The following is a 12,027-nucleotide window of genomic DNA, read 5'->3' as shown; positions in this document are numbered from 1 at the left end:
AAACATTGGAAAATTTGAACGTATTCACCACCTGTTAACCCGACAAGGTTAATTCTAAGGATGCAAACAGGCGGAGTTATGGATGACTGAAGAAGCACATTCTTCCACTCACCCCCCACTCCCACCCACCACGGAAGATCTCCGGCGTTCGTGGCTTCGCCTTTTGCGCTCCAGACGGGTTGGACCGGCTACATTCTACCGGCTGCTCTCTGAACACGGTTCAGCGCAGAATGCGCTGGAAGCGTTGCCTAAAATGGCACGTTCCGCTGGCCAAAAGGGGTATGAAACATGCCCTGCCGACGCGGTAAACGCCGAAATGAAAGCCGCAAAAGCCGCCAAAGCGCGGCTTTTGTGCTTTGGGGATCCCGACTATCCCGCCCTCCTCGCGCAATTGAAAGATGCCCCGCCTGCCCTTTGGGCGATCGGCAATCTCGACCTTCTCAAACGACCGATGATCGCCATCGTCGGCGCCCGCAATGCCTCCTCGCTGGGGACGCGCATGGCGCGGGCGCTGGCGCATGATCTGGCGGCGCGCGGCTATGTGGTGGTTTCCGGCCTGGCCCGGGGCGTGGACACCGCCGCCCATCAGGCCGCACTCAGCGGTGGCACCGTCTCGGTGCTGGCCGGTGGGGTGGATGTGATCTACCCGTCGGAAAACACCCGACTTGGCCAGGACATCTATCGCCAGGGGCTGATGTTGTCCGAGCAGCCCATGGGGCTGGCGCCCCAGGCGCGGCATTTCCCGAAACGCAACCGGATCATTGCCGGTCTTGCCCAGGCCGTGGTTGTGGTGGAGGCTGCCGCCAAATCCGGCAGCCTGATCACCGCCCGCGATGCGCTGGATATGGGGCGCGAGGTGCTGGCTGTGCCGGGGCACCCCTTTGATGCCCGCGCCTCGGGCTGCAACATGCTGATCCGCGATGGCGCCCAGCTGGTGCGCAACGCCGAGGACGTGATCTCCGCCCTGCCCCCGATGGACAGCCCGGACGCCCGCCCCCCGCAGCGGACAGCCAGCGCGCAATGCCCCCGGAAATCCCCGCGCGAATCCCTGGCCGATCTGCCGCCACCGCCACCCGAGCGTCGCAACCTGCGTGAAACCGCCGCCCTGCACCAGCAGGTCCTGGCCCGGCTCGGCCCCTCCCCCACTCCGGAGGATCAACTGCTTCATGAACTGGCGGTCGCACCGAAAGACCTGTCGTCGGTGCTGACGGAACTGGAACTGGACGGAGAGATCGACCGCCATCCCGGCGGCATGCTCTCCCGCCCACCCGGCGGCAAGGGGGACTGAATGCCGCGTGAGACCGCCGCCACCGATCCCGGGCAAAAGCGATGCAAAGCGCGGCAAAGTCAGCGCAGACACCGCGTCCAAAGCCCGCGCATTGACATTCTCCCCTTGCACGCCACATCTTGCCCCGCCATAGAGCGCGAAGTATCCGCCCTTCAAGAGGTCCCGAATTTTCATGCCAGTCGTAGTCGTCGAATCCCCAGCCAAAGCAAAAACGATCAACAAATACCTGGGTTCTGACTACACCGTTCTTGCCTCCTACGGTCACGTGCGCGACCTGCCGCCCAAGGACGGATCGGTCGACACCGAACATGACTTCGACATGAAATGGGAGGTCGGAGCCGACAGCCGCAAGCACGTCAAGGCCATTGCCGACGCGCTGAAGGAAGACAACGCACTGATTCTCGCGACCGACCCCGATCGCGAAGGAGAGGCAATCAGCTGGCACCTGCAGGAGGCGCTGACCAAGCGCCGCTCGATCAAGAAGGACACGCCGGTCAGCCGCGTCACATTCAACGCGATCACCAAGGAGGCCGTGGCCGAGGCGATGAAACATCCCCGCCAGGTCGACATGCCGCTGGTGGAGGCCTACCTGGCCCGCCGCGCGCTGGATTACCTCGTGGGCTTCAACCTGTCCCCCGTTCTGTGGCGCAAGCTGCCCGGTGCGCGGTCTGCCGGCCGGGTGCAATCGGTCTGCCTGCGCCTGATCGTCGAACGCGAAATGGAGATCGAAGCCTTCAATCCGCGTGAATACTGGTCGGTGAAGGCGCAGCTTGCCACCCCGCGCGGCCAGGAGTTCGAGGCGCGCCTCACGGTTCTGGGCGGCGACAAGCTCGACAAATACGACCTCGCCAATTCCACCGCCGCCGAACTGGCGGTGCAGGCGGTGGCCAGCCGCAATCTGGTGGTGAAATCGGTCGAGGCAAAGCCCGCCTCCCGCAACCCTTCGGCGCCTTTCATGACCTCCACCCTGCAGCAGGAGGCCAGCCGCAAGTTCGGCATGGGTGCACGCCAGTGCATGAATGCGGCACAGCGGCTCTATGAGGCGGGATACATCACCTATATGCGAACCGATGGGATCGACATGGCGCCCGAAGCGGTGCAGGCCGCCCGCGCCGAGATCGAAACCCGCTATGGCGCGGACTACGTGCCCGCATCGCCCCGCATCTACAAGAACAAGGCCAAGAACGCTCAGGAAGCGCATGAATGTATCCGCCCCACGGATATGAGCCGCGACGCCAAGAGCCTGAAGGTCAGCGAAGAGGATCAGCGCAAGCTCTATGATCTGATCTGGAAGCGCACGATCTCTTGCCAGATGGAAGGCGCCCGGATGGAGCGCACCACCGTGGATATCGGCTCGAACGATGGCCAGGTGGTGCTGCGCGCCACGGGGCAAGTGGTGCTGTTCGACGGTTTCATGCGCGTCTACGAAGAGGGCCGCGACGATGTGGTGGACGAGGACGACAAACGCCTGCCGCAGATCATGAACGGCGAAGGCATCAGCTTTGCCTCCTCGCTGGCGGCGCAGGCCGAAAAGGCAGGCAAGGACGCCGCGATCCTGTCGGACAATGCCGCCGTCCTGGGCCTGCAGCACCACACCCAGCCGCCGCCGCGCTATACCGAGGCCACCCTGGTCAAGAAGATGGAAGAGCTGGGCATCGGCCGCCCCTCGACCTATGCCAGCGTGATCACCACGATCCAGGACCGCGAGTATGTCCGCAAGGAGAAGAACCGTCTCTTCCCCGAGGACAAGGGGCGGATCGTCACCATCTTCCTGCTGAACTTCTTCAAGCGCTATGTGGAATATGATTTCACCGCCGCGCTGGAGGAACAGCTGGATGACGTCAGCGCCGGGGACGCCGATTACAAGGATCTCCTGGGCAAGTTCTGGCGCGATTTCTCGGCTGCGATTGCAGAAACCTCCGATCTGCGGATCACCGAGGTGCTGGATGTGCTGGACGATGCCCTGGCACCGCAGCTTTATCCGCCGCGTGAGGATGGCACCGATCCGCGCATCTGCCCCAAGTGCGGCGCGGGCCAGCTGCATCTCAAGACCTCGCGCACCGGCGGCTTCGTGGGCTGCGGAAACTACCCGGAATGCAACTACACCCGACCGATTTCCGGCGAGGGTGCCGAAGGGTACGAGCGGATCCTGGGTGAGGATGATGGCGATGAGATCCACCTGAAGTCCGGGCGGTTCGGGCCTTATGTGCAGCGCGGCGAGGCGACGCCTGAGAACAAGAAGCCGCCCCGGTCTTCGCTTCCGAAACAGGGGCGGGATTTCCTGCCCGGCTGGGGCCCCAATGAGATCACCCTGGAACAGGCGGTTACCCTGCTGACCCTGCCCCGAGAAATCGGCCAGCACCCGGATGGCGGCGCAATCCAGTCGAACCTGGGTCGCTTTGGCCCCTATATCGCGCACCAGCGCCCGGACGAGGAAAAGCCGGTCTATGTGAACCTCAAGGAGACGCTGGACGTCTTCGAGATCGGCATGAACCGCGCGGTGGAAATGCTGGCCGAAAAGCGCGCCAACCCCGGACGTGGCCGCCGCGCCGCAGCCAAGGCGCTGAAGGAACTCGGCGAACATCCCGAGAGCGGCGGTGCGGTCAGCATCATGGACGGACGCTACGGGCCTTATGTGAAATGGGAGAAGGTGAACGCCACCCTGCCCAAGGACGTGGAACCTGCCAATGTCACCATGGAGATGGCGGTTCAGCTGATCACCGAGAAGGCCGGGAAGACCAAGAAGAAGGCCCCGGCCAAGAAAACTGCCGCAAAGAAGACCGCGACCAAGAAGGCGGCGGCGAAGAAAACCACGAAAAAGGCCTCCGACGCCAGCTAAGGCGGGCGTCTCCCCAGCGGCCAGGACCCTGAAGGACAGCAGCGGGCGGCTCCCGCCGGTTCGGTGCACATTCAGGGAATGTCCCCTCTCCGTTGGGCCCGGCGCCGCTGGCGCGGCGCGGTGGCTCCGGTGGCATGCCCGTTGCCCCACGTCCACGCCGCGCCAGCGGCGCCAGGCCCAAGCCTGCGGGGGGCATTGGCACTGCCAACGGGCTGCAAGGGCGCGGGAGCGCTCCCTCTCCCCGTCCGGCGCCCTCTCGTGCAGAACAGGTCTCCGTAGAAATACGCGTTTCTCTCCGTATTCTTGACTCTGCCCGGTCCGAGGCGCAGAACCCTGCCAATTGGCAGTTTAGGGAGAACTCCGTGAAAAAAGTCTACTCCAACGCCGCCGAAGCGCTTGACGGGCTGCTTCATGACGGCATGTTCATCGCCTCGGGCGGCTTCGGCCTCTGCGGCATTCCAGAGCTTCTGCTGGACGCAATCAAGGACGCAGGCACCAAGGATCTGACCTTTGCCTCCAACAACGCTGGCGTCGACGATTTCGGCATCGGCATCCTGTTGCAGACCAAGCAGGTGAAGAAGATGATCTCCTCCTACGTGGGGGAAAACGCCGAATTCATGCGCCAGTACCTCTCTGGAGAGCTGGAGCTGGAATTCAACCCGCAAGGCACCCTGGCCGAGCGCATGCGTGCAGGCGGTGCGGGCATTCCTGGCTTCTTCACCAAGACCGGTGTCGGCACCGTGATCGCCGAGGGCAAGCTGGAGAAGCAATTCCCCACCGGCCCTGACGGCGCCATGGAAGACTACATCATGGAAGAGGGGCTCTTTGCCGACCTGGCCATCGTGAAGGCCTGGAAAGCGGATGAGACCGGCAACCTGGTGTTCCGCAAGACCGCGCGCAACTTCAACGTGCCCGCCGCCACCTGCGGCAAGGTCTGCGTGGTCGAGGTCGAGGAAATCGTGCCCACCGGCAGCCTTGACCCCGATCACATCCACCTGCCCGGCATCTACGTGCACCGCATCATCAAGGGCGAGCATGAAAAGCGCATCGAGCAGCGCACCGTTCGCAAGAAGGAGACCGCATAATGGCTTGGGACCGCAATCAGATGGCCGCCCGCGCGGCACAGGAACTGCAGGACGGCTGGTATGTGAACCTCGGCATCGGCATCCCGACGCTGGTTTCCAACTACATCCCCGAGGGCGTCGAGGTGACGCTGCAATCCGAGAACGGCATGCTGGGCATGGGCCCCTTCCCCATCGAGGGCGAAGAGGATCCCGACCTGATCAACGCCGGCAAGCAGACCATCACCGAACTGCCGCAGACCGCCTATTTCGATAGCGCGCAAAGCTTCGCGATGATCCGCGGCGGCAAGATCGCCATGGCGATCCTGGGCGCGATGGAAGTGGCCGAGAACGGCGACCTGGCAAACTGGATGATCCCCGGCAAGCTGGTCAAGGGCATGGGCGGCGCCATGGACCTGGTCGCAGGCGTTGGCCGCGTGGTCGTGGTCATGGACCACACCAACAAGCACGGCGACAGCAAGGTTCTGAAGGCCTGCACCCTGCCGCTGACCGGCAAGGGCGTTGTGGACCGCATCATCACCGGTCTGGGCGTGCTCGACGTGGTCGAGGGTGGCCTGAAAATCGTTGAGCTGGCCGATGGCGTCACCGAAGAAGAGCTGCGCGCCGCGACCGAAGCGACCATCGTCAACTGATCGCAGCCACGCAGCTGAATTTGAAAAGGCCCGCCCGATGCATCCGGCGGGCCTTTTCTGTCGCTCCGTCATTCCCGGATGGGGTGCTCGCCCTCTGGTGCATGCTGTCTGGGACGGGTCAGGACCAGGGCACACAGCGCTCCTGACATTGCAAAGAACGCGGCATAGTAAGGCGAATATGGCGCCCAGCCCCAGGCCTTGACCGTGGCGGAAAACAGGCCAGCCGCCGCAGCCAAGCGCAGCACCGCCCATAGGACTGTTGCTGCGCCCCGGAAGTCCGGACGGCCGATGCGCCAGAATGTAAATGTCAGCAGCGAGGCAATCGCGGTCCACCAGAGCAGGGCCAGACACGCCGAGATTGGGCTCGATATGATCTTGCTCGCCTCAAACAACAGGATCTCTGCCCATGTGGCGGATCTGACAAGGAAACCAAAGCTCTGCCCCATATGCTCAGGGTAGGCAGTGGGCATGGGTTTGCCGTCCTGCTCGATGACCGGGCGCGTCTCCCATGTTCCGGGATCCGGTTCAAAGACCTCAGCAGAGATCCCATCATATACAACACATCGCCGCGTCCCCTCCCCCCGAAGGCAGGAAATGTGCAGGCTCACCCCCAACGGCGAAATGGCACGGGCATGGCCCGCCTCGTCTACTATGACAGCCCGCACAGGATCAGAGCCGACGACCCCATCACCATTCAGAAGCTTCAATGCAAAGCCGCTGCCATCCGGCTGCAGCGGCTCCACTTGGGTGTAATAGGGGGAATGGGCGCCCAGTGGTGCGGCGATGAGCAGAAACAGGCTGATGTAAGAGGCGCGCCAAAACATAGTGGGCTCACAAAAGCGAAACGCAGGGACCCGCACAAGGTGAAACTGCCGCCGCAGGCGCACAGGGGGCGCTGGCCTGGACCTGCCCCCCCTGAGTGACTAGATGACCCTGGCGGTTCCGGACACCCGGATGCTGGCGCCGGGTTCATCCGAAATCTCGGCCCGCAACAGCGATTTGGCGCCCATGTCCTCTCCCTGAACGATGTCGATGGCGCCGCCGTGAGGCCAGCCTGCGTCGCGCAGATAGCCCGCGAGCGCTGCCGCCGCCGCGCCGGTGGCGGGATCCTCCAGCACGCCGCCGATGGCAAAGGCGTTGCGGCTGTGGAACAGGCGCGGGGTTTCAGCCCAGATCAGGTTGATGGTGGTCAGCCCATGGGCCTGCATCAGAGCAGCCCCCTCCTTCAGATCATATGTCATCGCGGCCAGCCGCGCGCGGTCCGCAAGCGCCAGCACCAGGTGATCATTGCCTGCATTGGCAACCGCCGGAGCCAGCGCCGGGTCCAGATCAGCCGGTGCAAGGTCGAACAGCGCCAGGGCCGCCTGCAGCAGCTCTGCCGATGCGGGCCCGCTCTTGGTCGGGGGCGACATCAGCGCGGCACGGGAGAGATCCCCCGTCGCATCGCTCTCGACCGAGATGGTGCCGTCGTTCAGCACCAGCGGATAGGTCCCGCCGCCAAACCGCGCCGCCAGCCGCGCGCCCAGCGCGATGGTGGCATGGCCGCAAAAAGCGACCTCGGTGCTGGGGGCAAAATAGCGCACCCGCCAGGCGCCGCCGTGATCGCCGGATGGCGCGGCAAAGGCGGTCTCGGAATAGCCGACCTCGGCGGCGATACGCTGCATCTCGGCCGCGCTCGGCATCTGGTCGGCGATCACCACACCGGCGGGATTGCCGCCTTGGGCACCGTTCGAGAATGCCGCTACCCGGTCGACTGTCAGGGTCTCTGCCATGAATTGTCTCCTTTATTGAAATGGTGAAGGGGGGCACCGGAGATGGTTCCGGTACCCCGCCATGGGTCAGTCGTTGATCCGGTCCAGGAAGGTCAGCATCCAGCCTGCGATCTCATCGCCGTATTCTTCCAGGGCGAAGTGACCGGTATCCAGCAGGTGAAATTCCAGATCCGTGAGGTCGCGTTTGTAAGGATGCGCCCCTTCCGCCGGGAAGATGTAGTCATTGGCGCCCCAGACCAGCAGCGCGGGCGGCTGGTGCTCGCGGAACAGCGCCTGCCATTTGGGGTATTCCCCCACATTGGTGCCGTAGTCGAGGAACATCTCCAGCTGCACCTCCTGATTGCCTGGACGGTCCAGGAGATATTGCACGTGCCAGAAGTTGTCCGGGCTGATGGTGGAGGGATCCTGCACCCCGTGGGTGAACTGCCACTTGGTGGCATCCAGGGTCAGGAAGCCGCGCAGGGCATCGCCGTTTTCCGCGCTGGGATCGGCCCAATAGGCCTTCATCGGATCCCAGAACTCGCGCAGGCCCTCCGCGTAGGCGTTGCCGTTCTGGATGATGAAACCTGTCACGCGCTCGGGGTGCTCGGCGAACATCCGGTACCCCACCGGGGCGCCGTAATCCATCAGATAGACGGCATAGTCCCCGACCCCCTTTTCATCCAGCAGCGCCGTCATCAGTTCGGCGGTATTGGCGAAACTGTATTCATACTCCGCCGCATCCGGCATATCCGAGGCGCCGAAACCGGGGTAGTCGGGCGCGATCACATGGTATTGCTCGGCCAGCACCGGGATCAGCTCGCGGAACATATGCGAAGAGGTCGGAAAGCCATGCAGCAGCAGGACCGTGGGGTTCGCGGGGTCACCGGCCTCGCGGTAGGCGATGTTCAGCCCTTCGATCTGCGCGGCGGAAAAACTCACCTCCGGCATGGTATTGGCCTGTCCCATTCCCGGCAGGGCAGAGACCGCTATCGCACCGGCCACGAAGACCGCGTTCAACGCATGTGTCGGATGGTGTTTCATGTCTGTATTCCTTTCTGGGTGTGGTGGGTGTTCCGAGAACAGCCTCAGGCGGGCTGACCTGCCTTCAGGCGCGCGTTCTCGGCCTTGAGCTCCGCAAGCTGCGTGCGCAGGGGGGCCAGGTGGGGTTCCAGCTCCTCCAGCGTCAGCCGCTCGGGGATATGGCGGGGGCAGTTCCAGTCAAATGCCTCGACGCGGATCAGGATGGCCCGCTCCGGGGTGGCATCGGCGCCCGAAGGGAACAGGCCATCCGTCGCTTCGGCGCCTTCGACCACCTCAACCGTGCCCCAGATCTTGAGCCGCCGCTGGTTCGGGTAATCCATCAGGATCATCGAGATGCGGGCGTTTTCCGTGAGGTTGCCAAGCGAGACATACTGCTTGTTGCCGCTTAAATCGGCATAGGCGATTGTCTTGTCGTCCAGCACCTTGAGAAAGCCGCGCGGCCCGCCCCGGAACTGCACATAGGGCCAGCCGGTTTCCGACACCGTCGCCTGATAGAAGCCATCGCGATCGGCGATAAAGGCGGCCTCGGCAACGCCGATCCGGTCGCCTGAACGTTCGGGAATATCCAGCAGCCGACCATAGGACCGGGCCGAGCCCATGCGCTCCTGATGGGCGCGCACGGCGGGGGTAAAGGCAATTTCTGCAAAGGCACGGGGCATGGTTGCACTCGCTTTTTTGAGGTTGGGAAAATGGATCAGAGACCGAGCTCCGACAGGCCGGGATGATCGTCGGGGCGGCGGCCCAGCGGCCAGTGGAACAGGCGATCCTCTTGCCGGATCGGCAGATCGTTGATCGAGGCGATACGCCGCTGCATGCGACCGTCTGCGGCGAACTCCCAGTTCTCGTTGCCGTAAGAGCGATACCACTGGCCGCTGTCATCCTGCCATTCATAGGCAAAGCGCACGGCTATGCGGTTTTCGGTATAGGCCCAGAGCTCCTTTATCAGCCGGTAGTTCAACTCGCGCGACCACTTGCGGGTCAACAGCGCGCGGATCTCGTCCTGGCCGATGGCGAAATCGGCCCGGTTCCGCCAGGGGCAGTCATCGGTATAGGCCGGCGCCACGGTCTGCGGATCGCGGGTGTTCCAGCCATCTTCGGCAAGGCGCACCTTTTGGATGGCACTGGCTTTGTCGAAGGGAGGCACAGGGGGACGGGACATGAAGGAAGTCCTTTCTTGAGGGTCGGAGGAGGGAAGGATTTGCCACCCCGGTCCGGGAGCGCGCGTGGGGGGAGGTCAGATGCGCCCGGGCCGGGGTGGGTCGGGTGGCCGCCGCTTACGGGGCGCCCACCCGCATGGCGGCCCCCTCGGGCATGGTAACCGCCATGGTCTGTGCGCCACCGGGCCGGGCGGCGGATGTCCGGGCGAAATGGATCACCTGGGCAAAGCCGGTGCGGGTCAGTGGTTCCGCGTATTCAAAGCCACCTGCCGGTGTCAGCTGGGCCGCCGCAATGGCGGCCGTCAGCGCAAAAGGACCAAATGGGGAGCGCATGGGTTGGAACAATCGTCTCATTGGGGCCTCCATCCTTGGGCTTAGGTGTACCGATCTGTTAACTTTCCACCAAGCTGTACCGATCAGTACTGTTTTGCAAATCACATTTTGTGATCGGCTGTGATCAGTTTTCCTGATTCCACCCTCAATCGCCTGAAATGCTTCACTTTATTGTGTCGCAGTTGCTTTCCCCATGGGTGCATTTTATGTACAGATCAGTACAGAAAGAGACGAATCATGCGCCCAAACAAGCGAGACGAGCTGGTCCGAAAGGCCCTGACCGTGTTTTACCGAAACGGCTTTCACGCGACTGGCATGGATATGCTGGTGGCTGAAACGGGCGTGTCGAAGACCTCCATGTACAAGCACTTCCGCACCAAGGAAGAACTGATCCTCGCGGTGCTGCGCCTGCGGGACGAGAACTTCCGCCACTGGCTGTATCGCCGGATCGAGGAGCTTTCGGATACGCCCGAAGGCCAGCTGCTGGCGATGTTTGACGCCCTGTCGGAATGGTTCGAGAAGCCAGAATTCCGCGGCTGCATGTTCATCAAGGCCAGTGCCGAGTTCCAGGAGGTCAACCACCCGATCCACGCCCAATCCGCGGCGCACAAGCAGATCCTGCAGGATCACTTCGCAAGCATTGCCAAGGCTGCCGGAGCGGCAGAGCCGGTCAAACTGGCGCGTCAGCTGTTGCTGCTGAAGGAAGGGGCAATCGTGTCAGCGGTGATGGCGCGGGGCGGCGGATTGGCCGGGGATCCGGCCGCAGACGCCAAGGAGGCCGCCCGCGGGCTGCTCACCCTGCATCTTCCGCAAGGCTGACAGGCGGACGCGCGAGCCTACTCCACCCGGCGGAAGACGCAGCCGTCGGTGATCAGCTCGGGCGGTGTCATGCACAGGTTGCGGGCCACCCGATAGGCCGCCAGCACCTTTGGCACATAGTCACGCGTTTCGGCAAAGGGGGGCACCCCGGCGTGATCATGCACGGCGCCCTCCCCCGCATTGTAGCCAGCCAGAGCCAGGATCGCATCGCCCTTGAACTCCTGTAGCAGCCAATCGAGATATTTCACGCCGCCCGCAATGTTCTGCTGGGCTGCAAAGGCATCGCTGACGCCAAAGCGGCTGGCGGTGTCCGGCATCAGTTGCATCAACCCCTGCGCCCCGGCGGAACTCAGCGCATCCACCCGGCCTTCGCTTTCCACCGCGATCACCGCCAGGGTCAGCGCCGGAGAGACGCGCGCTTCAAGGCTCGCCATGAGGATCGGCACCCCCTGGCTGGCGACAATCTCTTGCAGGGTCTGCAGGCGCGGTGCGGCGATGGAACTGCCTTCGCTGGAACTCAGCACCCCAAGCGCCCGTTCCAGCCGGGCCGCCCCCGTGGTGGCGCCCAGATCCGGCGCGACCTGCTGCCAGAACCAGGAATACCGCCCGACGGGCTGTTCGGGTGATGCGCCCGGTGTGCCCTCTGCCGCAGTTTGCGGCTGCACCACCGGCGGGGTGATCTGAACCGTGATGCGCTGCCCGGTGCCGGGCTTTGGCGGCTTGACCCGCTTGGCCTCGAACTCCGGAAAGGGCTTCGGGAGCTGCTCGGCCCCCGTCGGCCCGGTCAGCAACAGGGGAATCGCCGCCGCTACGGCGGCATATAGACATGATTTGAACATGGGTCGGCCTGTGAACCCGGTTTTGATGCTGCTCTTTTGCGGGAAAGACTCGGTCAAATCGCCTTTCAGATCCAGCCCAATGGGCCCAGAATCTGGCGAACTTGCCATATTTCATTGGGAATGCCGCGCAAAAGCCACGCCGGTTTACGAGCCGTAAACATCTTTTTTAGGGTCAGGACCCATTGATTTCCGTCCAGCGGCGTGATTCACGGTTCGAAAATCGAGCGGTAACATGTCTGATCT

12 protein-coding genes are annotated in these 12,027 nt (G+C 63.5%); 5 read left to right on the top strand and 7 right to left on the bottom strand.

The window, feature by feature from the left end; translation table 11 throughout:
* Positions 1–82 precede the first annotated feature (82 nt).
* The 4 genes from dprA (at position 83) to PXK07_RS13480 (ending at position 5,841) form a co-directional block, all read left to right on the top strand.
* Complete coding sequence (gene dprA, locus PXK07_RS13495; RefSeq protein ID WP_274848853.1) at positions 83–1,288, top strand: DNA-processing protein DprA; 1,206 nt, start codon at positions 83–85, stop codon at positions 1,286–1,288.
* A 172-nt stretch (positions 1,289–1,460) separates the two neighbouring features.
* Entirely contained in the window at positions 1,461–4,127 is a 2,667-nt protein-coding gene (gene topA / locus PXK07_RS13490) for a type I DNA topoisomerase (RefSeq protein ID WP_274848852.1), read from the top strand.
* Positions 4,128–4,489: 362 nt separating this feature from the next.
* Positions 4,490–5,212, top strand: a complete 723-nt coding sequence (locus tag PXK07_RS13485; RefSeq protein ID WP_274848851.1) for a CoA transferase subunit A — start codon at positions 4,490–4,492, stop codon at positions 5,210–5,212.
* Positions 5,212–5,841 (top strand): 3-oxoacid CoA-transferase subunit B, encoded by a 630-nt coding sequence (locus tag PXK07_RS13480; protein WP_274848850.1) that lies wholly within the window; start codon positions 5,212–5,214, stop codon positions 5,839–5,841. Before PXK07_RS13485 ends, PXK07_RS13480 begins: the two co-directional genes overlap by 1 nt.
* 68 nt (positions 5,842–5,909) lie before the next feature.
* Here the strand turns inward: PXK07_RS13480 and PXK07_RS13475 are convergent, their stop codons facing one another.
* The 6 genes from PXK07_RS13475 to PXK07_RS13450 form a co-directional block, all read right to left on the bottom strand.
* Positions 5,910–6,665, bottom strand: a complete 756-nt coding sequence (locus tag PXK07_RS13475) for a hypothetical protein (RefSeq protein WP_274848849.1) — start codon at positions 6,663–6,665, stop codon at positions 5,910–5,912.
* A 99-nt stretch (positions 6,666–6,764) separates the two neighbouring features.
* Entirely contained in the window at positions 6,765–7,613 is an 849-nt protein-coding gene (locus PXK07_RS13470) for a PhzF family phenazine biosynthesis protein (protein WP_274848848.1), read from the bottom strand.
* Between the two features lie 66 nt (positions 7,614–7,679).
* A complete protein-coding gene (locus PXK07_RS13465; RefSeq protein ID WP_274848847.1) occupies positions 7,680–8,636 on the bottom strand; it encodes an alpha/beta fold hydrolase in 957 nt (318 codons plus the stop codon).
* Positions 8,637–8,680: 44 nt separating this feature from the next.
* Positions 8,681–9,295: a pyridoxamine 5'-phosphate oxidase family protein gene (locus PXK07_RS13460; RefSeq protein ID WP_274848846.1), complete on the bottom strand. Its 615-nt coding sequence runs from the start codon at positions 9,293–9,295 to the stop codon at positions 8,681–8,683.
* Positions 9,296–9,330: 35 nt separating this feature from the next.
* Entirely contained in the window at positions 9,331–9,795 is a 465-nt protein-coding gene (locus tag PXK07_RS13455; RefSeq protein ID WP_274848845.1) for a nuclear transport factor 2 family protein, read from the bottom strand.
* Positions 9,796–9,910: 115 nt separating this feature from the next.
* Positions 9,911–10,147: a hypothetical protein gene (locus PXK07_RS13450; protein WP_274848844.1), complete on the bottom strand. Its 237-nt coding sequence runs from the start codon at positions 10,145–10,147 to the stop codon at positions 9,911–9,913.
* Between the two features lie 216 nt (positions 10,148–10,363).
* Here PXK07_RS13450 and PXK07_RS13445 point away from each other — a divergent pair, with 216 nt between their 5' ends.
* Positions 10,364–10,945, top strand: a complete 582-nt coding sequence (locus PXK07_RS13445; protein ID WP_274848843.1) for a TetR/AcrR family transcriptional regulator — start codon at positions 10,364–10,366, stop codon at positions 10,943–10,945.
* A 17-nt stretch (positions 10,946–10,962) separates the two neighbouring features.
* Here PXK07_RS13445 and PXK07_RS13440 read toward each other — a convergent pair whose 3' ends face one another.
* Positions 10,963–11,784: a lytic transglycosylase domain-containing protein gene (locus PXK07_RS13440; protein ID WP_274848842.1), complete on the bottom strand. Its 822-nt coding sequence runs from the start codon at positions 11,782–11,784 to the stop codon at positions 10,963–10,965.
* Between the last annotated feature and the right edge of the window lie 243 nt (positions 11,785–12,027).

Origin of the sequence: Phaeobacter sp. QD34_24, assembly GCF_028890115.1 — a bacterium.
Lineage (GTDB): Bacteria > Pseudomonadota > Alphaproteobacteria > Rhodobacterales > Rhodobacteraceae > Phycobacter.
The sequence above is the reverse complement of the archived record's forward strand: the minus strand, read 5'-3'. Positions and strand labels throughout refer to the sequence as shown.